The organism is Thermococcus sp. (assembly GCF_015521605.1).
In the GTDB taxonomy this organism is placed as follows: domain Archaea; phylum Methanobacteriota_B; class Thermococci; order Thermococcales; family Thermococcaceae; genus Thermococcus.
In genome coordinates, this window is record NZ_WANV01000017.1 from 16,496 (window position 1) to 37,249 (window position 20,754).

A 20,754-nucleotide genomic window follows, 5' to 3' on the forward strand; every position below is an offset into this window, starting at 1 on the left:
TGAAATGAGGAGAATTCTCGGGGCAGCGCTCATACTGATGATCATCGGATTATCCCTCCCGGTAGGGAGCGCTAAAATCGAGCCTTACGTTTACAGGCCCACCGTTCCCGAAACTGCCTTTGCTGTTCTCGCCCTCTACCAGACCGGAGACTATGATAAGGTTCTTGAGGGGTGCGAATGGCTCGTGGCGTTGAAGACGCCCTTCGATTCATGGGGGATGGTCTACGGGGAAGAGCACATGGCGAAGTACACCGCGATGGCCATGCTGGCCCTCATGCGCGGTGAAGACATCGCCAGGGGCCGTTACCGCGATGTTCTCAACGGCGCCGCATACTGGCTGATATACAAGCAGAACCCCGACGGCTCGTGGGAGGACTACACCGGGACGGCGCTTGCAGTCATTGCTCTCAGGGAATTCCTGAACGGCTACATCAACGAAAACCTCACGGGATTCGAAAAGCAGGTGAGGGAGGCCATAAATCGTGGAGAGGGCTGGCTGATGGGGACCGAGCCAAAGACAGATGCAGAGAGGATATTCGGCTACCTGGCCCTTGGAAAAAAGGATGAACTTGAAAAGATGGGCGTCGAGGGTGAACTGGAAGCCTACCGCGCCTTTGCCCTTGCATATCTGGGGGAGAAGGTTGAGCTCAGCGGCGATTTTGAATCCACCGTGGCCACGGCCATGGCACTCTACGCGACGGGAGAGGAGAAGTACCGCAAGGAACTGATTGAAAAGGAGCACTTCGGGTTCTGGGGCGTTCTCCGCTACCGCGTTCTCGACCTGCTGAGCGTCTCCAAGGTCGGGAGCTTCGAAGGCCTGAGGGACGTCGCGTGCCCGTACCTCGGGAAGATAACCCCTGGGGACGACTGGGAACGGGTAATACTGGCCGATTACTACCTGCTCTGCAACATGACCCCAGAGCTCCCCTCCAGCTATTCCGGGCTGTTTCCGTGGCAGGTCGCCGAAATCGCCCGAGTGAAAGCCCTCCTCGGGGAAGACTACTCGGACGAGGTGGACTATCTACTAAGCACCGCCAGGAACGGCGTCTGGAAGGACTTCTACAACACCGAGTACGTGGTGTGGGTGCTCAGGGAACTGAACGTCAGCCATGACTACGGCGCCTCTCTCAGCTACCTCTCAAACAACCTCACCTGGATGCTCAAAACGAAGGACCCAAAAACTGGAAACCCCGTTTACTACACCATCCCAACGTACTACTTCGCCTATGCCATCATAGTCTTCAGCGAGTTTGGAATGGAAAAGGAGCTCAACGAAACCCTGAACCTGCTCGCGGAAAGGCAGTATCCCAACGGCGCGTTTCCATACACCCAGGGCTCGGTGGCGGGCATAACATCGACGGCGAAGGCAGTGTGGGCACTCCAGGAGGCCGGACTTACTGACACAGAGCTTTACGAGAAAGGCGTTTCCTTCCTCAGGAACCTCCTCTACGCCAATATACCGGAGCTTGAAGTGAAAGACGGAACCGTCAGGCTGACCAACGCCACCTTCCTGCTCGTGAGGGATTCCAGATACATAGGCAACAGCACGGGGAGCGTTGAAACCAGCGGCCTCGACGGCTACGTGGTTGTCTATCCCTCAAAGAACCCTCTGTCGATAGGGGCCTACGAAGTCCGGGGATTCACAGCGGTAAAATCCGGGGAAAATGAGGAGGGGACAGCATACGTCTACATCGGAATCGGAGCCCTGCTGGTAGCCCTCACGGTCGTCATCGTGTGGAGATCACGGAAGTGAGCTTCGTTTTTTCATCTTTTCAACCCTTGATGCTACGAACTCCCTCAAAAACTCCCCCCGGAACCCCATTTTTCTCCCCGCTAAGTACGAACGGTAGATTTTAACCGCTTCCTCGTCCCCAAGCTCTTCGAGCTTCCTCAAAACGTCCTCCTTTCTGAGGCTTGAGCCGTTGAGAAAGGCCATCAGCCTGGCGGTTTCACCGGCCAGGATGTGGAGCATCTTCGGATTTTCGGAGAAGCGCTCAAGGTTCTTCAGAATTCCCTCCAGCCTTCCGGGGAGTACTTCCTCGACCCGGTATTTGGGCAGGAGTCCAGTTATCCCCTCGCCAGTGACCACGATGTGGTTCTCCCTGAAGTCTCGCTGATAGATTGTCAGGAACTTGTAGGGGTAGCCGAGGTTGAGAGGGTCGCGGAGGTTGGAGAGCCACTCCCACGCTATGTCGACCTCAACGGGTTTGAGGTGTTCGGTGCACTCATCTAGAACAGGCCTTATTTTTGAAAGCACATCCTCCGGTTGACACCGTCTTCAATGATAGCAAAGAAATCGACATCGCTCGTTCCGGGCAGGTAATCTCCCCTGGCGAGAGAGCCGTAGAGAATTAGAGAATAAAGGCCGGGAACCCGGCCGAGGTTTCGCCTGATGCAGTCGATGACCTCAATCATGTGGTCGATGCCTCTTCGTCGTTGTAGAGCTCGTCGCCTATCTCTATCTTCTCCTCGAAGCCCTTCGAGCCTTCGAGCGTCTGAATCCTGAACATGTAGCTCTTGTACCAGTTGTACGACGGCTTGACCTTGACCGGGAGGAGCTTCCAGGCCCTCGTCTCCTCCTCGTAGCCCCAGTTCACGTACTCGTTGAAGTTCCTGATGATGTCGGTTATAACAACGCCGAACTCGTTGAGGAGCAACCTCTGAATCTCGCGCCACTTGTCGAGCGAGCTCTCGCGCCTCGTTATGCCGAAGTAGCCGGCGCAGCCGGGACCCTTGAGCGTTGCTATGCCCCTGCCGACGAAGGCCCTTATGGCATCAACAGTCTCGGGCGGGTCGGTGATGAAGGTGTCGAACTTGTGGAGCGCGTAGTCGGGAAGCGGCTCGCGGAGATCGAAGGTGAACATCTCGATGTCCTCGTATCCGAGCTCGTCGGCGGTCTTCTCGATGAACTTAACGAGCCTCTCGTCGATGTCGAGGACAGCTATCCTCTTCGGCAGGCCGCTGAGCATCAGCGCTATACTGGTCAGGTCGTCGTCGCCAAGAACGAAGACCTCCTTGTTCTCAAGGTCTCCGCGGGTGTGCATCAGGGCGATCCTGGCGACGGTCGTCTCGGGGGTAACGTAGGCCTGGTCGAAGTCGTGCTTCGGCTGAGGGCGGTTCTTGACGATTTCCTTGAACTGCTCAAGGAGGTCGCTGAAAGCCGAAAGCTCAACGGTCTTGCCCTCGCAGTGGGCGCAGGTGTAGTCCTTCCTGGCGCCTATTCCATACTTCTCCACCAGCTTCCTGCCGCTCTGGGTGAGAACGACGCTCGGGCCGTCAAAAGTCACGTATCCGAGCTCGTGGAGGGCGGCAATAACGGCAACCACAAGCGGAAGCGGTTCCTCACTGAGGTCAACTATTCTCCAGACGTCTCCACTCGCCTGTATCGCGCTCAGAACGTTCTCAACGGTTCTCTCGTAAACGGGGATGCTCGTCTTCTCCCTGACCTTTTCCACTATCTCCCTCATCGCAAGCACCTCCAGAAGCATTTTTTGTTCGCGGACGGGGTTAAGGTGGGCCTCTTTTAAGGTTTTCCCAGCGGCAAGTTTAATAAACCATTCCCCGATTGGGTGTTCGATGATAGGCTCCGTGGGAGATGACTTCGTCAAAAGGTACCGGCTCGAATACAACCTGGACGCCCTTGAAAGGGTTAGGGAAGAAATCGGCGAAGAAGCCTACTCCCGCCTGAAAGCCTTGATAGAGTACCGCCTTTACGGGAAGGAGTTTGACCGCTCACCCATCGACGTGAGGGTAGCCCTCGCCTTTTCTGCAGGTTCCGACAGCACGGCGTCCCTCAGAATCCTGCGCTGGGCAGGCTTCCACGTCGTCCCCGTGATGGCAAAGCTCCCACAGATGAGGGAACCGGTTCTCCTCAACGCCATGACGCAGGGTGCGGTTTTCGTCGAGATACCGGAGTACATGGACGAGATGAAGGAGCAGATAAGGAAGGGAGCACCCGTCTGCGGCCGCTGTCATACGATGGTAATGCATGCCATCGAGGACTATGCCAGAGAGAACGGGATAAAGATTGTAGCGAGCGGTGACCTGCTGAGCTCTGGCCTCATATCGATATACAAAAAGGACGACCTCGTGATGCTCAACTTTCCGGCGTTTCTCGCCCTCGACAAGGGCGAGGCGATAGCGACCCTCGGGAGAAAGTACGCCCTGGGCTTCGGCTGCACCCTGTGGAAGTCCGCGGCGAAGAGCTCACCGGTTCTGAAGAGATACGGCATCCAGAGGGTTCTGAGGGAGCTGAGGGCAAGGGCACTCACTCCAGAGATGGCGGAGAGGCTGATATTCGACATCCTATCCCAGTAATTACTCATTTCTGACCCAAAAGGTTTAAATGTGTCTCTCTGAACTTCACCCAGGTGGTGAATATGGTAACAAAAGAGGAAGTTGAGAGTATCATCAGGGGAATAGTCGATGAGAAGTTCGTAAAATCCATCGAGGTTGATGAAAAGGGCAATGTGACGGTCACCCTGTCAAAGGACACGCCGGACATTGACGGGGTGCTCATAAAGCTTAACACGGAGCTCGGAAAGATCGAAGGAGTCGGAACCATAACGATAAACCGTGAGAGGGAAAAGAAGGCCGAAGAAAACGTCGAGCTGAGCAAGGACATGATACTGGAAAAGCTCAAGGAGGTCATAGACCCCGAGATAGGAGTTGACGTCGTCAACCTCGGTCTTATCTACGAGCTTGAGATAAGACCCGACAACACCGTCTACGTCAAGATGACAATGACCACCCCCGGCTGTCCGCTCACCATGTGGATTCTCCGCGCCGTTGAAGACAAGATACTTGAAGTCCCGGGCGTCAAGGACGCCGAAATCGAGCTTACCTTCGACCCGCCCTGGAATCCCGAGATGATAAGCGAGGAGTACAAAAAGAGGCTGGGGCTTTTCTGACCCATCTTGTCGACTTTTGTTCATCAAAGAGCCTGTTTCCTCTTTTTTCCACGAATCTTCGCCATCCGACGTCCATTTTTCCGACGAAAAGTTTATATTCCTCGGAGTTCATCTAACTCCGGTGATGTTCCATGGCGTGGAAGGTTAGGGTTGACCAGGACGTTTGTATCGGAGATGCCATCTGTGCCAGCCTCTGCCCGGACGTCTTCGAGATGAACGACGAGGGCAAGAGCGTTCCTATCGTCGAGGTTATCGAGGACGAGAACCTCTACAACTGCGCCGTTGAGGCCGCCGAGGCCTGTCCGGTCAGCTGTATCTACATCGAGGAGGCTTGAAGCCTCTTCTTTTTCCTTCTCATTGAAGGTGTGCGTTTCTAAAGTGTTCGTGTTATCCCTGCAGGCTGCGCTGACTTCGCCTTTTGCCGCCTTGAGGAGAAAAGGAGAACCCAAGAGGGAGATCAATCGAGCGTCAGGTTAAACTTCTTCGCCTGCTCCAGCACGTACTCCCGTATCTCCCGCGCCTTGGGAAGTTCAGCGACGATTTCGCCGTTCTCGATAAGCGGCCTGAGGAGGGGTTCGACCTTCGCCCCGCAGACCGGACAGCGTTCGAGCTTTTTGTCGGCCGGAACGCGGTGGTAGTGGCCGTTCTCACAGCGGTATATCTGCTTCCTCCCGCTGAGCTTTCCGCGCTTTGTAACTGGCTTCCCCTCGATCTCCACTATGTCGAGCGAGAAGTCAACCGGCTTGGCGCTCGCTATTGAGCCACCAACGCCGAAGGCATCGGCAACGTCCGCGAGCTCCCCGAGGCTTTCCTCGTCCAGACCTCCGCTGACGAAGATTTTAACGTTCTCGTGGCCCCTCAGGTCGAGCTCCCAGCGAACCTCCTCGATTATCCTCCTGAAGTTGCCCCTCCTGGAGCTCGGGGTATCGAGCCTAACCGCCGTCAGCCTCTCGCCGAGGGCCTCGGCCGCCATCAACGCCTCGAACTTTTCATCGCAGAGTGTATCGACCAGAGCGGTTCTGGGAACCTCCGGTTCAACGACCTCGTCGAAGTACTTCCAGGCCTTCACCTGGTCGCCAACGACGAGGATGAGAGCGTGGGGCATCGTACCGACGGGCTTCTCCCCCATCATCTCCGCCCCGAGGACGCCGCTGACACCGTCGCAGCCGCCTATGAACGCCGAGCGGTCTATCATCGGGGCTATCGCCGGGTGCATGTGCCTTATCCCGAAGGAATAGACGGGCTTGAACTTGGCCGCTATCTTTGTCCTGAGTGCGGCAGTGGCTATGCCACTCGCCTGGCTGAGCATTCCGAGCAGAGCCGTCTCGTAGATCCCGAACTCCTCATAAAACCCCTCTATCTGGAGGACAGGCTCGTAGGGGTGGAAGATTGTGCCTTCAGGCATGGCGTAGACGTTCACCGGAAGGCCTTCGAGGAGCTTGGCCACCTCTTCTATCCCAGCCAAGACTCCCCACTTCCAGCCCTTTGGAAGGCTGGTGGTGGTGACGTCGACGAAAACCCTCCTGTGAATGCCCTTCTCCACGAGTATCTTCTTCGTCCTGATGAAGTAAACGTCAGTCGTCCTTCCGGCTTTGATATCGTCCTCGTGGGCTATGTAGAAGTCCTTCATTTCTCCTCACCTGATGGGAAGTTCTCGCCATCCGATTTAAGGCTTTCCTGGAAAGGGTTATAAGGTTGAAAACCGACCAGTCGGTAGGTGAAATGATGAAAGTCTGCATCGTCTATGAGTCCCGGAGGGGTTCCACGGAGAAGGTAGCAAGGGAGATGGCCAAAGCCGTCAGTGAGAGGGCAGAGGTCAGAGTCCTCAGAGCCTCTGACAATCCCGATGTTGAGGAGTGCGACCTTGTAATCGTCGGGACACCCATCTACTACGAGCGTCCCCTTCCGGAAGTCAAAGAATTCCTGCTCTCAAAGAAGGGTCTGGAGGGAAAGCCTGTAGCCGTTTTCATCCTCTGCATAGCGGACAGATTTGGGAAGCTCGGGAAAAGGTACACCGAAAGGCGGTACCTGAGGATGATTACGGAGAACATCAAGGGCAGGATAATAGCTATCAAGGTTCTCGACGGCTGGATACTCGATGAAAATCCGAAGACAGTGGCGGAGGCACGGAATTGGATAAAGCGGGTTCTAGATGCCTTTGAAGCGGGAAGGGAGCTTGGAATAGAGCATCCGGAGGGTGAACGATGAGAAAACTTGGGACCAAAAAACGAATAATAGAGGCCGCCCTTGAACTGTTCAGTGAGAAGTCCTATCACGACGTTTCTATGGAGGAGATAGCAAGGAAAGCTGGGATCTCAAAGGGAGGCCTTTTCCACCACTTTCCGAGCAAATATGATCTCGCGAGGGCGGTTCTGTTTACGCTCCTTGACGAATGGCTGGAGAACCTCAACGGCCGGCTGGAAGGACTTTCGGGCGAAGAGAAGATTAGAACCCTGATCGATGCGGCTTTCGAACTGATAACGGCTAGCCCAAAGCTTTCACGCTTCTTCCTTGAGCTGTACGAGGAGAGCCTCAAACTCAACAGAACCGGCGACTGGGATGAGTTCTACGAGAGGTACACAGGCTCGGTTTCTGATGTGCTCAGAGAAGCCGGGGTGGATGAGCCGGAAAAGAAAGCACTTCTCCTTGGAGCGTTGGTTGACGGTTTGGCCCTGCATCACCTTCTATCGGGCGGCAAACTGTTCAACGTCGATGAGATGAAGAGGGAGGTTCTGAGGATTATGGGGGTATGAGCTATGGAGAAATCGCTGGGTGAGCTCCTCTCCCTGAGGGGAAGGCGTGCCTTGATTACCGGCGCGGCTTCGGGAATAGGCCGCGCGGCGGCGTTGAGGTTTGCCGAGGCGGGGGCAGACCTGGAGCTCGTGGACATAGACGAGTTTGGCCTGAGAGAGACAGAGACGCTCGTCGAAGAGTTCGGGATAGAGGCCAACCTTCACCGGGTCGATCTCTCGCGGAAGGTCGAGATAGATGCCCTCTGGGAGGCCCTGAAGGGCAGAGAGCCCGATATACTCGTGAACAACGCCGGCGTCTACTGGTTCAAGGACTTCACTGAGGTCGACGGGAGATTCTACGAAAAAGTCATGGCCATCAACCTCCACTCCGTCTTCTGGATGTGTCAGAATTTCGTGAGGGCAAGGAAGGACAAAGGAGGCGTTATAATCAACGTGAGCTCGATAGAGGCGTTCCTCCCCTTTGCCAGAGGGCTCGCCCACTACGACGCTGCCAAGATGGGCGTGGTTGCCCTGACCAGGGCGATAGCACGGGATTACGGAAAGAAAATCAGGGCAAACGTCGTAGTGCCCGGAGGCATCGAGACGGAAGGGGTGAAGAAGCTCAAGAAGGAGGCTATAATGAAGCTCGACATGGAGAAGATAAGCATCTCATTCAACTTCAACGCGCGCCTTCCGATGGGCCGCTTTGGGGAGCCTGACGAGGTCGCGAGGGTGATGCTTTTCCTTGCCAGCGACATGGCCAGCTACGTTAATGGGGCGGTAATCCCCGTGGACGGAGGTTTTCTCTCCACATGACCCAGTTAGAGCATTGTACCAGTACATTATTAACGCACGTTTCCAAATTTTCTCCGGTGGGGCGAATGCGCAGAGATGTTGATATCGGTGAGATAATCCCCGGTGGGGTTCTTCTGGTCTCCTACGGCCAGTACAGCATGGGATGGAAAATCGGTGTGGAGTACCTCAAGCAAGAGATAGAAAAGGGGGCTTTTGGCATCGTTCTAAATGCCACGGTTCCTGTGAGGAAGCTCTTTGAGAGGGCGAAGTCCGTTGGATTCGATATACTCAATGCCGGAAAAAACGGACGGCTGGCCGTCATCGATATGTTCAACGAGCAGACTGGACTTGACTTCGTGTACTCAATCGAGACCGTGGACAGAACCCTTATAATACCCCGAATCGAGAAGGTAATGGATGAGATATGCGAGAAATACAGCCTGCAGGACAGAACCGTCATCGGGGCAATAGCAACACTCGACGGCCTTTATGAGCTGTTCGGGGGAAAGTTTCTGAAGAGCATGATGCTCCAGTACCTGATCCGGTCAGAAAGGCTCCTGAAGGAGGGCTACGACCACTGGGCAATTCTCATAGTCAACAGGGACACCATACCTAAAGAGCTTCACTCATGGATAATCAGTGTCAGCGACTACGTGATTCTGACCGAGGGCATAATGGACAGAACGAGCTTGATAGAAAACACGGTTCTTCTGAAGAGCCTAGCCCCGGGGTTTTCTCAGAGAATGTTCCAGACGACAGTACCGGCCGAAAGGCTGAGGTAACTCATGGTTTAAAGGGAATCTCCACCTCCTCACCCCTTTCTTTTTTATGGAGCTCCCTCCGGTAGGCCTCAAGAGGTTTATCTTCAACTTTCAAGTAGCCCGCAAAGGTTTTAGGCCTCGTCTCCAGCTCATCGAAGAACTCGGGGTAGCGCTTGTCCCTGACTATGTGATGGTCGAGTATTACTTCTGCCCCAGTCTCCCGGATTATCTTGTTGAGGTTTTTAACGCCCGTCTCCCAGCTCCCCTCGGCGCGCTTTCCGAGGTACGTCGGCGGCCCCCCGGTTATGAGCAAATCTGGAACCTTCTCGATTATCCACTCAACGGCTTTTCTGTTGAGGAGCTGGATGTCGCTGGCGTGGATTAAGCGGAAGCCATCGTCGATGAGCGTCATCACCACAAAGCCGAGCTTCGAGCCCTCGCTGCCGTGTGGAACCGGCGGGGAGAACTCCAGAGTAACTCCACCGAGGTCAAAGGCTCTTCCATCGGCAAACTCTATCTTCTTTGCAATCGGCTCGGCGTTCTTCATGAATGCCCAGGCGCGCTTCCTCTGGCTGAAGTTAATGTTCTCCCGGGGGTGTTTGATGAAGAGGAGCTTACCTTCGTAGATTTCCCTCGCGTATTCCTCACTGGAGCTTTCATAGAGGCCCTCAAAGAAAGGGGTGTGGTGGTCGTAGTGGTAGTGGGAGATGGTGATCACGTCCGCTCTCCGGGCGTAGCCCTGGAGCTTCCTCCTCATCCGGTGGAGCGTCTCTATCTCAACCTTTGAGGGCGGAAGGCCGTAGCGCTTCGGCCCAAGGGCTACGCCCGGGTCTATGAGGATCTTTACTCCCCCCGATTCCACGAAGGTCGCTAAACTCCTTACGCCGAGGCTCTCGGAGGCAAGGGGGATGACGCGCATTTTATCACCGGAATATGTTCGGCCTAAACCTTAATAAGTCCTGCCCGTTAGTGAAGTTGACCGATGAGGAGTGTCATCCCTCCTGATGCCAAGATGATGACATTATCCCCACCTGAGGTGGTCTCATGCTTGGGTTCTTCAGAAAAAAGAAGAAGGAAACCTACGGGCCGCTCGTCTACCTGAGCGAGCCCACGATACTCTACCACACCCATACCGAGAAGGTCATCCTTGAACTACTTGAGGAAAAGCTCGGCTCCAACAACTTTGTAATCCCCTCCGACTACGGCCTCAGAACCACCGACCATCTGATTCCTGACGCGGAGATATTCGTGGCGATAGCCATAGTCGGCAAGTTCACCTCCCTCGTCGTCAGGGAGATCGAGATAGCCAGGAAGCACGGGAAGAAAATTTACACCCTCGACGTGGCCAGAAAGGGCGACGAGATACTCTACCTCTTCGAGGAGGGAATTCCAGAGAGGATCGAGTGGCTGACACCCGAGGAAACCCAGAGCCTCTATGCGGCCTTCCGCGGCGAGGACTTCTCGGGCTTCATGAAGTTCTTCATGGGGGACAGAAAAAGACAGTGGTGAAAAAGAAAACTCATGCGTTGGCCTTTTTGCCCCTTATGTATTCGTCTATCGCTTTAGCCGCCTTCTTTCCGTCTCCCATGGCGAGGATGACGGTTGCCTCCCCCCTTATTGCGTCGCCACCCGCGAAAACTCCCGGGATGCTGGTCATGAGGTTCCCATCGACGATCAGCGTTCCGTCCGGGTTGGCCTTAAAGCCGCTCTCCTCAAGGAGTATCCTGTTCGGCTCAAGGCCTATGGCTATGATGACGGTGTCGGCTTCGAGGGTCACGTATTCCCCGGTTCCTACGATTTTCCTCTTTCCGCGCTTGTCCCTCTCCTCAAGCGGGCGCATCTTCTCGAACTTAACGGCCCTGACCTTGCCGTTCTCGTCGCCTATGAATTCGACCGGTGTGAGGAAGAACTCGAACTTCACACCCTCCTCCTCTGCGTGGTGGATTTCCTCGATACGGGCCGTCATGTCCTCCCTTCCGCGGCGGTAGGCGATTGTAACCTCCGCGCCGAGCCTGAGCGCGGAGCGCGCCGCGTCCATTGCCGTGTTTCCGGCACCTATGACAATGACCCTATTTCCAACGGCTATTGGCGTATCATACTCGGGGAACTTGTAGGCCTTCATGAGGTTGACCCTCGTCAGGAACTCGTTGGCGCTGTAAATCCTGTCGAGGAGGATTCCGGGTATATTGAGTAGCTTGGGAGTCCCGGCGCCCGTCCCTATGAAGACCGCATCGTACTCCTCCAGGAGTTCCTCGACGGTGACGGTCTTGCCCACGATGTAGTTGGTCTTGACCTCGACCCCGAGCTTTTCCAGCTTGTCAAGCTCGGTCTTGAGGATGTCCTTCGGCAGCCTGAACTCGGGGATTCCGTACATGAGCACTCCGCCCGCCTCGTGGAGAGCCTCGAAGATGGTGACCCTGTAGCCCATCTTTGCAAGCTCAAGGGCGCAGGTGAGTCCGGCAGGACCGGCGCCAACGACCGCAACCTTACCTTTTCCGTTTGTTTCGGTTATGAATTCACCGAGGAGCTCCTCGTCTATGCCCCTCTCGCGCGCGTAGTCTGCCACGAAGCGCTCAAGCTTTCCGATGTTTATCGGGTCTCCGACCTTCCCCATAACGCACGGCGCCTCACACTGCTCCTCCTGAGGACAGACGCGCCCTGTGACTGCGGGGAGAGTGTTGTCGTTCCATATGACACGCAGGGCGTTCTTGACAGCTTCGTCCGGATTGTCCGCATCCTCGCGGAGGGCCTTAAGGAAGCCGGGGATGTTGATGTGGACGGGACAGCCCTTTATGCACGGTGCATACTCCGGTGGGCACTGTATGCAACGCTCGGCCTCCTTCACGGCGGAGGCAAAGTCGTAGCCGAGGTTCACTTCAACGAAGCTCTTAACGCGCTCTTCAACCGGCCTCTCCGGCGTCGGAACGCGCTCCTTGATGAGCTTAGGTTTGACCGCCACTCAGACCACCCCCCTGGACTGAAGGTAGTGCTTTTTGGCCATCTCCTGCTCGCGGACGAAGCGGGAGTCGCGCCTTATGACGTCGTCCCAGTCCACCTTGTGGGCGTCGAACATCGGGCCGTCGCGGCAGGCGAACTTTATCTCGCCGTTGTAGAGTATCCTGCAGGAGCCGCACATTCCCGTTCCGTCCACCATTATCTGCCTGACGGTAACGATGGTCGGGATCCCGTACTCCCTGGTCAGTTCCGCCAGCTTTTTGAGGTTGCCGAGCTTCCCACCGCCGAAAACCATGTCCACCTTGTCCTTCTCTATGAGCTCCCTGAGAACGTCGAGGTAGTGTCCCTTGATTCCGCGAGAGCCGTCCTCGGTGGTGAGGTAGTGCTCGTCGGCGACAGGCTTTGCCAGGAACTTCTCGGGGTAGGAGTGGGCTTTGTCTTCAAAGGTCTGAATCGATATCGTGTAGTTGCCGGCCTCCTTCATAGCCTTAAGGGTGGCATAGTTCTCGGCCTGACCGCAGACGGCGTCGGAGACAAAGGCAACACTTCCGTAGTACTTGACCTCTATAGGCTTCCCCAGGGGGCCAGCGACGGCGTAGAGGTAATCTCCAACGTCGAAGTTGTCCCAGAGGTCGAAGGTGGTCTTCCCGTGCCTCCTGATGAACATCCCTATCCTCCCGGTCTCCCTGTCGGCGTAATAGATGGACATGGGGATCCTCTCGCCCTTCTCGTGTATGAGCAAAACAACGAACTGGCCGGGTTTCCAAGCCTTGGCCACGTGAGGAGCTTCAACCTCAATAAAAAAGTCCCTCACATCGAGCTCTTCTTTAGCAGTTATCCGATACATGGATGCACCACCTTGAGCATTTGTTCAAGTTTGTTCACTTTTGGTTTAGGACAAATGGCTTTTATATAGATTTTTTAAACCAAAGGTTGAGAACTGCCATACCTAGAGAACGGTGTAGACGCCCCGTAGGAGGAGAAAGGCTTTTTACGCCCCGACCCAAAGTAACCGGGGGGATAAAAATGGTCGAAATACCCAAGAGCCACCCGCGCTACTGGAGCCTGTACTACAGGGAGAAGATCATCGAGGGGATGGAAAAGGGGATGACCGCCAAGGCCGGACTGATAGCCCACGGCCGCGGTGAGGCCTTTGACTACCTCATCGGAGAGAAAACGATAGAACCCGCAGAGAGGGCAATGAAAGCCGCCGTCGCCAAGCTGATCCTGGCCGAGCATCCGGTTATCTCGGTCAACGGCAACGTCGCGGCACTTGTTCCAAAGGAAACTATAGAGCTGGCAAAAGCACTGGGCGCCAGGCTCGAGATAAACCTATTCTACCGCACGGAGGAGCGCGTTAGGGCAATAGCCGAGGAGCTGAGAAAGTACGACCCCGAGATAGAGCTCCTCGGAATAAATCCCACAAAGCGCATTCCTGGTCTGGAGCACGAGAGGGGAAAGGTTGATGAGAAGGGGATCTGGAAGGCGGACGTTGTCGTTGTTCCGCTGGAGGACGGTGACAGGACGGAGGCCCTCGTCAGGATGGGCAAGTTCGTGATCACCGTTGACCTCAACCCGCTCTCACGCTCCGCCAGGATGGCCGACATAACCATCGTCGACAACATAGTCCGGGCATACCCCAGAATGACCGAACTGGCGAGGGAAATGAAGGACTACAGCCGGAAGGAGCTCCTCCAGATAATAGAGGAGTACGACAACGGAAAAGTGCTGAATGACGTGCTCCTCCACATACGGGACAGGTTAACTAAGCTATCTCGCGGAGGAGTATGGAGGAAGGAAAAGCTGGAGTGATCTCAGAGCTCCTTCTCAGTTTTTTCGACGAGCCTTCTAAGGCCCGTTATAAGCTCGGCCTCGCTGGAGGCATGGGAGACTACCAGGGGCACCCTCTCGTGTTCGGCCAGCTTGACCGCGAGCTCATCGAGCTTTTTAACGCCGTGAAGGACAACAACGGCAGGCTTGAGCCCCTGAACGCGAACCGCTATCATCGGGCTTCTGCCGGTTGTCACCTTGGTGAATATGAGGGCCCTCTCGGTCGTCCAGCCGTAGAGCTTGAGAAACTCCTCGCTGCTCATCTCAAGGATCGCCTTTATGCTGTCGACGACCGTGTAGCCGTAGATGCGCCTGTCGAGGAGGTGCATGTTGGCTACCACGTCCCCCTTTACGGCGCTCACCAGGTCCTTAATAGTGAGGGGAAGGGCAAACTCCCTGATGTCAAGTATGGCACTCGTGGGAAGCTCGCTTCCGATGGTCTTGCTGAAGGCCTTTATGACGTTTCCACCACGACGCTCATCTATCTCAAGCAGTGCCTCCACGAACTTCCTTATAGTCGACGCTCCAGGACTCTTCCTCCTGCCGCCCTCGTAGTCGCTTATGACCGAAGAAGAGACGCCGAGGTATTCGGCGAGTTCCGTCTGGCTGATTCCGAATATCTCACGCCATTTACGCATGGTCTTACCAGGGTCGGAGGAGAGGGTTATTTCCCCCGCTATTCTCTTGGCTAGGGCTTCTTTCTCCTTTTCAAGCATGTTGGTAAAGTGTTCGTCAATCGTTATAAGCTTTTCGGCAATTGCCTAACATCACCTCCCTCAAGCTTAAAAACTCCCCGCCCTACGCTCCCCGGTGAGGCTCATGGCGATATATTTCATAGGGCTTGGCCTTTACGACGAGAAGGACATCACGCTCAAAGGCCTTGAGGCTGCCAGAAGGTGCGATGTGGTCTTTGCCGAGTTCTACACGTCCCTTCTGGCCGGAACAACGCTGGACAGAGTTGAGGAGCTCATCGGAAAGCCCATCAGAAGGCTCAGCAGGGAGGAGGTCGAACTCCACTTCGAGCGTATTGTGCTGAGCGAAGCCAAAGAGAGAGACGTGGCCTTTCTGACCGCCGGTGACCCGATGGTGGCGACGACTCACTCCGATCTCAGGATAAGGGCTAAGGAACTCGGAATCGAGAGCTATGTCATCCACGCCCCGAGCATCTACTCGGCGATAGCGATAACAGGGCTGCAGATATACAAGTTCGGAAAGAGCGCAACCGTTGCCTACCCAGAGAAGAACTGGTTTCCGACGAGCCACTACGACGTGATAAAGGAAAACATGGAGAGAAACCTCCACACGATGCTCTTCCTCGACATAAAGGCAGAACAGAACCGCTACATGACGGCAAACGAGGCGATGGAGATACTGCTCCAGGTGGAAGAGATGAAGAAGGAAAACGTTTTCACCCCCGACACGCTGGTCGTGGTTCTGGCGAGGGCAGGCTCACTGAACCCCACCCTCAGGGCGGGCTACGTTCGGGACATGATCAGGGAGGACTTTGGAAGGCAGCCCCACGTGATGGTCGTTCCGGGCAGGCTCCACATAGTCGAGGCGGAGTACCTGGTGGCCTTCGCCGGGGCTCCAAAAGAGATACTCGACGGAGTCTAGCGAAACCTTTATATTTTCCCCTCCGCCCACTATTTCCGGGAAGGGCCCGTGGTCTAGCCTGGTTATGACGCCGCCCTCACACGGCGGAGGTCCGGGGTTCGAACCCCCGCGGGCCCACCATAAGAAACTTCTGCTGGGCATAGTTTCATCAAAATTCGAATGTCTCTCTTGAGATCCTTGGTTTTGAGGTGGGTTTGCTCCTCCCTCGTCGGTTCTGCACTGTTTCACTTAGAGAACAACGCTTGAAGGACTTTTGTTTTAAAGTTAAACCCCCTCACAAGGTATCCAAAGAGGCTCTCCCCAAAATTACTTTTTCAAGCAGAGAACCTGTGCTTTGTGATGGGGGAGGCTTTTAGTGGCTTTCCTGGGTAGGGGGGCTGATATCTGCTGGGTTTCTCTCCCTGCGCCCTCCGGGCGCTGTTAAAAGTAAAACCCTCGCAAAAAATTGTTTGGGGTGAAAGCCTTTGGAGTTAAAGCGCTTGAAAAGCACGTACAAACTTTGATGAAACTTTGCCCCGCAAAGTTTTCCGCGGGGGGACCCCTTGTCTTTCGTTGTGGCGGGCCGGGCGGGATTTGAACCCGCGACCTTCGGCTCGAAGAGAAGTCTCAACGAAATGTGGGACCTCCACAAAGACCAGTTCAGGGAATGGCTCTCAAGCAAAGTAAAGGGCAAACGCACAGTGAAGGACTACATGAACTCGCTCGACAGATTTTTGGAGCGCCACAAAATCAGCACGATAGGTGAGCTGGTCTCAGCCCTCCAGAAGATCGACTACAACCACCACACTGTTTCTGCCCTCAGGAACTTCATAACCTTCCTGGAACTCTATGGCATCATAGACGGCGATGACGCGGACAGGATACGAAAGTACGCTAAAATGAAAAAGGCCAACGTGGACAGGACATACATCTCAAACGAGGAAATCCAGGAAGCCTGGAGGCAGGTCAAAGCATACCGTGAGAAACGCCGCGAGCTGGCGTTCAAGCTTCTCGTCTTCTCAGGGCTCCGGCTGGCCCACGTTCACTACCTCCTCACAACCTTCGACCCTGAAAAGCTGATTCTCCAGGGCAACATAGCAAAGTACCCGCTCCACGAAGCAGGCAAGGGCTCAAAGCGCGTGTTCTATGCATACATGCCGGCAGACTTTGCCCTTGAGCTCGAAAGGATTCCCGACAGTTACGATGCCATGAGGGAGTGGGTCAGGCGCTTCAGACCACCAGCACACCGCGTTAAGGGGAAGCTCATCAGGAAGTGGCACTTCAACTTTCTCATCCGGCATGGGGTTCCTTTTGAGGTCGCCGACTTTATCCAGGGCCGCTCCGCGAAGAGCGTTGGGGAAAGACACTACGCGAACCTTGAACTCCTCGCTGATGAAGCCTACTCCCGCGTTGTTGGGGATTTGAAGAAGGTTCTGGAGGGGTGATGCCGAATGAATTTGGTTGTTATCCTGCTGGTTGGGGCCCTACTTGGATTTGGATTTGGCTTCGTGGTTGGAGATGCCCACGGGTACCTCGCTGGCCAAAAGGAGGCAATCGAGCTGCTTTCCTTTGAGCAGAGAAAGAAGTCTCCATTTATCAGAACAAGGACGAGGTGGTGAAGAAGTGAGTGGGAAGCCAGTGCGCCTGGTCTCGATCAGAGGCATCGCGAGGAAGTACAACCTCAACCACATGCGCGTGTGGCGCCTGTTCAACCTCTACCATTCTATCTATGGCGACGATCCTCGCTATGTTATCATAGACGCCGATGGCAGGCGAAAACCGACGCAGAAGTTCGAAGATTTCGTGAAAAAGCTCCTCTTGTGACTTCTTTTGTTACAATGTATTTTAGCTTTCTTTTTCATGAGTAATACGTTGAGAAGCCCCTTTCGCTCTAATCAGTTCTCTAAAGTCAAGTTCACCGCGAGGCCGAGCCCGAACTCCGAGGGCACCGATGAGACGGGGAGGGCGATGAGGCCGCCTGATAACCCTCCGGAGGGATGTGGATGTGATCCGGAAAAAAGCACTCGGGGTAGTAGTGGTAGCCCTTTTCCTCGCGGCCCTCGCGGGCACAGCGACCGCCGCCTCGCTCGACCTGCCGAAGTGGGTCATCGTTCCAGAGGACTCAAGCTTCAGCGACGTGACGCTGTTCTGCGGGCTCGATGACCTTGTCAGCAATGGCGATGGAACTTATAATGTGACTGGATTCAGGGACGGGGTAAGTATCATTGCACTAGTTAATGATACAAATACAACAAATACAAACAATCCTGCGCTTGTAGCTGGAAGAATCGGGAATGCAATTCATTTCGGAGGCGAACATTACATACAGACAACAACTTTCTATAATTACACAAAGTCGTACACTGTTGCACTCTGGTTTAGAACAACTGCAACTGGTTATTTGTTCTGGCTTAGTTATAGTGCAACATCATCTGCTCCAGCGATAGCTGTCAGAATTTACTCATCGACAACATTAGAAGTCGTAAATCTTGTTCCAAACTCTGTGTGGTTGCGTTGGTATGTTAACGCAGGGAAAACAATTACTGACGGCGAATGGCACTTTTTAGCGATACGTTACGATGTTGGCAGTAACAGTGGGCAAGTAATACTCGATGGACAAATATTAGGGACAAACACACAAACACCAGTAGCAACGAATTGGGCGAGGCTCGTAATCGGAGCAGCATACAATGATTATACTGATACTCTATATGGCTTTTTCACTGGTGATATTGACGAATTTAGGGCGGTACAAAGATACCTCACTCTCGACGAAATCAAGCTCCTCTACCTCGCTGGAAGAAAGAAGCTCTCCGAGCCCGCGCAGTTCGGGCAGATTTTCAGCCCTATGATTGATTTGACAAGGGACAGGGCGACGTTCTACGCTGGTCTTGAGGTCAGCACGAGCGACCCCTCGGGCTACGTGCCCGTGCCCGAGTCAGCGGTCAACATGAGCATCACCAGCGCCCCGAAGCTCACGAGCGACTACACAAACGCCCCGTTCTACTACCAGGGCCACTACTGGTACCGCGCCGACAAGATACAATTCAATTTGCCCATACAGTTCGAGACCGTCCGCGAGAGCGGCGGCTTCTCAAAGGAAATCCTCCTCGACGAGGACAGCAAGACCTTCGTCTACGAGAAGGAGTTCAAGGTCACCAACCCCACCGCGGCGAAGCTGAACGTCGTCTACACCGTTGACCCCACCGCGCTCGGCTTCTCCGTGCTCCAGTACCCGCAGTTTGAACTTGACGGCGTCAGCATGGCGGAGTGGAGCCCGAGCAACTCCTCGACGCTCTACCTCATCCGCACCGACTCGCTTGACCCCGGCGAAATCAGCACACACTGGATAAAGAGCACCTGGACGATTAGCAAGGAGGAGCTGGAGTTCCCTGCGAAGCTCGACGACTTCAGGAGCATCACCGATTGGACCGCAGCGCAGAGGATGGCCGAGAATACCCTCGAGGGCAAGACCGACACCTACGTCAAGGTCATCAAAATCGACAGCAACGCGGACGTTTCCAATGTGACTATTCTCGTCCCGCTCAAGGACGTCAAGGATGAGAACGACGTTATCGAGGCTACAGCCCTCACCGGCGCCAGGGACACGCTCCAGGTCGAGAAGCTCGAAGATGGAAAAGTCGTCGTGAAAGTGCCCGGCCAGGACTTTGTGAGCGGCCACGCCGAGATAAAGGTTCTCTACAACAAGAGCGGCGGCTCTTGGTTCAGCCAGCTCCTCGACAAGATACGCTCGCTCATCGCGAAGATAAAGTCTCTGATTTTCGGGGGTGGCTGACTTGGTTGTTTGCGCCACCGTAATAGCTCGCATCGAGGTGATATGAAGATGGTTGGGTGGAAAAAGCCCCTCGGCCTCCTGGCCGTTTTCCTGGTTGTGTTTTCCGTCTTTGCCGTAGTGAGGGCAGCGACCATCACCAACGTGGAGTGGGAGAATGCCATCACCGACCCCGGCATCGAGCTGATTCCAGGCTATCCGGCCACCGTGAACGTCACCATACTGACTTCCAGCGGTGAGCCCTTTGCCCTCGCGAACCTCCAGGGCGCCGACACGATATCAGTGACTGGAAAGTTCGTGGATGAATATGGAAACGCTCTCGACATGAACGGCGACGGCACCGCCGACATCTACACCTTCTCAAATACCTCCACGCCGGGCCTTTGGACGGCGACGATCAACGTCTCGAACGTCCAGCCGGGCATGTACACTCTCAAGATCGAGGCCATAGCGCAGAACAGCACCACCAGCACCATCATCGACAACGCGACCCTTGAGCTCCAGGTTTGGGTCGCAGGGGGTCCGTATTGGGTCGCGATTGCCAACATTAAGGACGGTGACACGGTCGAGATTGGGAGCACAAGCTTCACCATCCGCGGTCTCTCCGACCTCGGCGCTATCCTCGACCTCGGGAACCTGAGCACGCAGACCCTGACTGACGACGATAGGGACGGAATTTTCAGCTGGCAGCACGACGTGACCGGCGACGGCACGAATGATTGGGTCGTCTTTGTCAAGAGCGACGACAGCGAGGACGTGTACAACCTCTTCGTCTACTCTGCTGACGCGACCCTCCTCGACAACATCAACATGAGCGACACATTCTACCGCGTTAAGGGTGACAGGATCAAGTTCCCGAACAGGGTCTTCAAAGACCTGAACAGGTACAACGCTTATGTCGTGTGGGACGAGAGCTGGCTTGCGAAGCTCGGCCTGAAGGCAGTGGATTACTACATAATACCACTCCAGGGCCGCGAGCACTGGAGGGAAGGCATTGGCAACGTCGAGAGGACTGACATAAAGGTCATCAAGAGGACGACCTACCTCTTCGGCCTGTTCGGGAACGAGGAGGAAGTCTACAGCGGCAACATCTTTGGAAAGAACGTCAACATAGACAACATCCTGAGCATCTTCGGAAAGTTTGTTGGCAACGCGGCCTATCTAGGCCAGGGAATTTGGGAGATCAAGAGGGGCATAGGCGACATAACAATCCCGAACGACTACACTCTCAAGAGCCGCGAGGCAAGAGATCTTGCAATAGACGATGAGCTCTGGCGCGGCTTCAACCCGCTCAAGACCGACAAGAGAGGCTTCTTCAGCAAGAGCATTGATTGGGAAGACCTCCTCGGCATCATGACCGAGGACAGCGAGAGCTGAGGGGGCCT

At 55.0% G+C, this 20,754-nt stretch carries 24 protein-coding genes, 1 tRNA gene and 1 pseudogene; 18 read left to right on the forward strand and 8 right to left on the reverse strand.

Annotated elements, in window-relative coordinates:
• Positions 1-4 precede the first annotated feature (4 nt).
• On the forward strand, positions 5-1,753 hold the full coding sequence (locus tag F7C11_RS02995; RefSeq protein ID WP_297090937.1) for a prenyltransferase/squalene oxidase repeat-containing protein: 1,749 nt from the start codon (positions 5-7) through the stop codon (positions 1,751-1,753).
• On the opposite strand, the gene F7C11_RS03000 is transcribed toward F7C11_RS02995, so the two are convergent.
• Genes F7C11_RS03000 through bpsA form a run of 3 tightly spaced genes read right to left on the reverse strand, consistent with a single transcriptional unit; the run spans position 1,742 to position 3,467 of the window.
• Positions 1,742-2,257 (reverse strand): nucleotidyltransferase domain-containing protein, encoded by a 516-nt coding sequence (locus tag F7C11_RS03000; protein WP_297090808.1) that lies wholly within the window; start codon positions 2,255-2,257, stop codon positions 1,742-1,744. The genes F7C11_RS02995 and F7C11_RS03000 overlap by 12 nt on opposite strands.
• Positions 2,242-2,415 carry a nucleotidyltransferase domain-containing protein gene (locus F7C11_RS03005; protein WP_297090810.1) on the reverse strand — a complete coding sequence of 58 codons (174 nt, stop codon included), beginning with the start codon at positions 2,413-2,415 and terminating at the stop codon, positions 2,242-2,244. Before F7C11_RS03005 ends, F7C11_RS03000 begins: the two co-directional genes overlap by 16 nt.
• The gene (gene bpsA, locus F7C11_RS03010; protein WP_297090812.1) at positions 2,412-3,467 is read right to left on the reverse strand and encodes a N(4)-bis(aminopropyl)spermidine synthase; all 1,056 of its coding nucleotides are present in this window, start codon (positions 3,465-3,467) and stop codon (positions 2,412-2,414) included. The genes F7C11_RS03005 and bpsA overlap by 4 nt, the downstream gene beginning before the upstream one ends.
• A 109-nt stretch (positions 3,468-3,576) precedes the next feature.
• Here bpsA and F7C11_RS03015 point away from each other — a divergent pair, with 109 nt between their 5' ends.
• The 3 genes from F7C11_RS03015 (at position 3,577) to F7C11_RS03025 (ending at position 5,245) form a co-directional block, all read left to right on the forward strand.
• Positions 3,577-4,317: an ATPase gene (locus tag F7C11_RS03015; RefSeq protein ID WP_297090814.1), complete on the forward strand. Its 741-nt coding sequence runs from the start codon at positions 3,577-3,579 to the stop codon at positions 4,315-4,317.
• Between the two features lie 62 nt (positions 4,318-4,379).
• Positions 4,380-4,910, forward strand: coding sequence for a metal-sulfur cluster assembly factor (locus tag F7C11_RS03020; RefSeq protein ID WP_297090939.1), 531 nt, complete (start codon positions 4,380-4,382; stop codon positions 4,908-4,910).
• Between the two features lie 131 nt (positions 4,911-5,041).
• Positions 5,042-5,245 carry a ferredoxin gene (locus F7C11_RS03025; protein WP_088865231.1) on the forward strand — a complete coding sequence of 68 codons (204 nt, stop codon included), beginning with the start codon at positions 5,042-5,044 and terminating at the stop codon, positions 5,243-5,245.
• Between the two features lie 122 nt (positions 5,246-5,367).
• Here the strand turns inward: F7C11_RS03025 and F7C11_RS03030 are convergent, their stop codons facing one another.
• Complete coding sequence (locus tag F7C11_RS03030) at positions 5,368-6,540, reverse strand: nicotinate phosphoribosyltransferase (protein WP_297090818.1); 1,173 nt, start codon at positions 6,538-6,540, stop codon at positions 5,368-5,370.
• Between the two features lie 92 nt (positions 6,541-6,632).
• Between F7C11_RS03030 and F7C11_RS03035 the strand changes: the two genes are divergently transcribed.
• Genes F7C11_RS03035 through F7C11_RS03050 form a run of 4 tightly spaced genes read left to right on the forward strand, consistent with a single transcriptional unit; the run spans position 6,633 to position 9,219 of the window.
• A complete protein-coding gene (locus tag F7C11_RS03035) occupies positions 6,633-7,118 on the forward strand; it encodes a flavodoxin family protein (protein ID WP_297090821.1) in 486 nt (161 codons plus the stop codon).
• Complete coding sequence (locus F7C11_RS03040) at positions 7,115-7,663, forward strand: TetR/AcrR family transcriptional regulator (RefSeq protein ID WP_297090823.1); 549 nt, start codon at positions 7,115-7,117, stop codon at positions 7,661-7,663. Before F7C11_RS03035 ends, F7C11_RS03040 begins: the two co-directional genes overlap by 4 nt.
• 3 nt (positions 7,664-7,666) lie before the next feature.
• Positions 7,667-8,458 carry an SDR family NAD(P)-dependent oxidoreductase gene (locus F7C11_RS03045; RefSeq protein ID WP_297090824.1) on the forward strand — a complete coding sequence of 264 codons (792 nt, stop codon included), beginning with the start codon at positions 7,667-7,669 and terminating at the stop codon, positions 8,456-8,458.
• Positions 8,459-8,514: 56 nt separating this feature from the next.
• A complete protein-coding gene (locus F7C11_RS03050) occupies positions 8,515-9,219 on the forward strand; it encodes a hypothetical protein (protein WP_297090826.1) in 705 nt (234 codons plus the stop codon).
• Between the two features lies 1 nt (position 9,220).
• On the opposite strand, the gene F7C11_RS03055 is transcribed toward F7C11_RS03050, so the two are convergent.
• Entirely contained in the window at positions 9,221-10,117 is an 897-nt protein-coding gene (locus F7C11_RS03055; RefSeq protein ID WP_297090827.1) for an MBL fold metallo-hydrolase, read from the reverse strand.
• A gap of 125 nt (positions 10,118-10,242) precedes the next feature.
• On the opposite strand from F7C11_RS03055, the gene F7C11_RS03060 reads away from it, so the two are divergent.
• Positions 10,243-10,707, forward strand: a complete 465-nt coding sequence (locus F7C11_RS03060) for a hypothetical protein (RefSeq protein WP_297090829.1) — start codon at positions 10,243-10,245, stop codon at positions 10,705-10,707.
• 10 nt (positions 10,708-10,717) lie between these two features.
• Here F7C11_RS03060 and gltA read toward each other — a convergent pair whose 3' ends face one another.
• Positions 10,718-12,157 carry an NADPH-dependent glutamate synthase gene (gene gltA, locus F7C11_RS03065; protein WP_297090831.1) on the reverse strand — a complete coding sequence of 480 codons (1,440 nt, stop codon included), beginning with the start codon at positions 12,155-12,157 and terminating at the stop codon, positions 10,718-10,720.
• A complete protein-coding gene (locus F7C11_RS03070) occupies positions 12,158-13,000 on the reverse strand; it encodes a sulfide/dihydroorotate dehydrogenase-like FAD/NAD-binding protein (protein WP_297090833.1) in 843 nt (280 codons plus the stop codon).
• A gap of 179 nt (positions 13,001-13,179) precedes the next feature.
• On the opposite strand from F7C11_RS03070, the gene F7C11_RS03075 reads away from it, so the two are divergent.
• Positions 13,180-13,965 (forward strand): 4-phosphopantoate--beta-alanine ligase, encoded by a 786-nt coding sequence (locus F7C11_RS03075; protein WP_297090835.1) that lies wholly within the window; start codon positions 13,180-13,182, stop codon positions 13,963-13,965.
• Between the two features lie 2 nt (positions 13,966-13,967).
• On the opposite strand, the gene F7C11_RS03080 is transcribed toward F7C11_RS03075, so the two are convergent.
• Positions 13,968-14,699, reverse strand: coding sequence for a helix-turn-helix domain-containing protein (locus F7C11_RS03080; RefSeq protein WP_297090837.1), 732 nt, complete (start codon positions 14,697-14,699; stop codon positions 13,968-13,970).
• 103 nt (positions 14,700-14,802) lie between these two features.
• Here F7C11_RS03080 and dph5 point away from each other — a divergent pair, with 103 nt between their 5' ends.
• The 8 genes and pseudogenes from dph5 to F7C11_RS03115 all read left to right on the forward strand — a co-directional run bounded on the left by dph5 (position 14,803) and on the right by F7C11_RS03115 (position 20,746).
• A complete protein-coding gene (dph5, locus tag F7C11_RS03085) occupies positions 14,803-15,597 on the forward strand; it encodes a diphthine synthase (RefSeq protein ID WP_297090941.1) in 795 nt (264 codons plus the stop codon).
• Between the two features lie 42 nt (positions 15,598-15,639).
• Positions 15,640-15,717: transfer RNA gene (locus F7C11_RS03090), tRNA-Val, on the forward strand.
• Between the two features lie 422 nt (positions 15,718-16,139).
• Positions 16,140-17,021, forward strand: a complete 882-nt coding sequence (locus F7C11_RS03095; RefSeq protein WP_297090839.1) for an integrase — start codon at positions 16,140-16,142, stop codon at positions 17,019-17,021.
• A 6-nt stretch (positions 17,022-17,027) separates the two neighbouring features.
• Entirely contained in the window at positions 17,028-17,195 is a 168-nt protein-coding gene (locus F7C11_RS03100) for a hypothetical protein (RefSeq protein ID WP_297090841.1), read from the forward strand.
• A 4-nt stretch (positions 17,196-17,199) separates the two neighbouring features.
• On the forward strand, positions 17,200-17,400 hold the full coding sequence (locus F7C11_RS03105) for a hypothetical protein (RefSeq protein ID WP_297090843.1): 201 nt from the start codon (positions 17,200-17,202) through the stop codon (positions 17,398-17,400).
• A 370-nt stretch (positions 17,401-17,770) separates the two neighbouring features.
• Positions 17,771-18,346, forward strand: a pseudogene (locus F7C11_RS11425) (LamG domain-containing protein); the annotation flags it as partial.
• 78 nt (positions 18,347-18,424) lie between these two features.
• A complete protein-coding gene (locus F7C11_RS03110; protein ID WP_297090844.1) occupies positions 18,425-19,372 on the forward strand; it encodes a hypothetical protein in 948 nt (315 codons plus the stop codon).
• 48 nt (positions 19,373-19,420) lie between these two features.
• Positions 19,421-20,746, forward strand: coding sequence for a hypothetical protein (locus F7C11_RS03115; RefSeq protein WP_297090847.1), 1,326 nt, complete (start codon positions 19,421-19,423; stop codon positions 20,744-20,746).
• Positions 20,747-20,754: the final 8 nt, after the last annotated feature.

Bases quoted from the DNA above. Each gene is read 5' to 3' on its own strand.
- F7C11_RS03025 (WP_088865231.1), top strand. From the start codon at position 5,042: ATGGCGTGGAAGGTTAGGGTTGACCAGGACGTTTGTATCGGAGATGCC.
- F7C11_RS03070 (WP_297090833.1), bottom strand. From the start codon at position 13,000: ATGTATCGGATAACTGCTAAAGAAGAGCTCGATGTGAGGGACTTTTTT.
- F7C11_RS03020 (WP_297090939.1), top strand. From the start codon at position 4,380: ATGGTAACAAAAGAGGAAGTTGAGAGTATCATCAGGGGAATAGTCGAT.
- bpsA (WP_297090812.1), bottom strand. From the start codon at position 3,467: ATGAGGGAGATAGTGGAAAAGGTCAGGGAGAAGACGAGCATCCCCGTT.
- F7C11_RS03080 (WP_297090837.1), bottom strand. From the start codon at position 14,699: ATGCTTGAAAAGGAGAAAGAAGCCCTAGCCAAGAGAATAGCGGGGGAA.
- F7C11_RS03055 (WP_297090827.1), bottom strand. From the start codon at position 10,117: ATGCGCGTCATCCCCCTTGCCTCCGAGAGCCTCGGCGTAAGGAGTTTA.
- F7C11_RS03075 (WP_297090835.1), top strand. From the start codon at position 13,180: ATGGTCGAAATACCCAAGAGCCACCCGCGCTACTGGAGCCTGTACTAC.
- F7C11_RS03015 (WP_297090814.1), top strand. From the start codon at position 3,577: ATGATAGGCTCCGTGGGAGATGACTTCGTCAAAAGGTACCGGCTCGAA.
- F7C11_RS03045 (WP_297090824.1), top strand. From the start codon at position 7,667: ATGGAGAAATCGCTGGGTGAGCTCCTCTCCCTGAGGGGAAGGCGTGCC.
- F7C11_RS03035 (WP_297090821.1), top strand. From the start codon at position 6,633: ATGATGAAAGTCTGCATCGTCTATGAGTCCCGGAGGGGTTCCACGGAG.
- F7C11_RS02995 (WP_297090937.1), top strand. From the start codon at position 5: ATGAGGAGAATTCTCGGGGCAGCGCTCATACTGATGATCATCGGATTA.
- F7C11_RS03030 (WP_297090818.1), bottom strand. From the start codon at position 6,540: ATGAAGGACTTCTACATAGCCCACGAGGACGATATCAAAGCCGGAAGG.
- F7C11_RS03005 (WP_297090810.1), bottom strand. From the start codon at position 2,415: ATGATTGAGGTCATCGACTGCATCAGGCGAAACCTCGGCCGGGTTCCC.
- F7C11_RS03100 (WP_297090841.1), top strand. From the start codon at position 17,028: ATGAATTTGGTTGTTATCCTGCTGGTTGGGGCCCTACTTGGATTTGGA.
- F7C11_RS03110 (WP_297090844.1), top strand. From the start codon at position 18,425: ATGATTGATTTGACAAGGGACAGGGCGACGTTCTACGCTGGTCTTGAG.
- dph5 (WP_297090941.1), top strand. From the start codon at position 14,803: ATGGCGATATATTTCATAGGGCTTGGCCTTTACGACGAGAAGGACATC.
- F7C11_RS03115 (WP_297090847.1), top strand. From the start codon at position 19,421: ATGGTTGGGTGGAAAAAGCCCCTCGGCCTCCTGGCCGTTTTCCTGGTT.
- F7C11_RS03040 (WP_297090823.1), top strand. From the start codon at position 7,115: ATGAGAAAACTTGGGACCAAAAAACGAATAATAGAGGCCGCCCTTGAA.
- F7C11_RS03060 (WP_297090829.1), top strand. From the start codon at position 10,243: ATGCTTGGGTTCTTCAGAAAAAAGAAGAAGGAAACCTACGGGCCGCTC.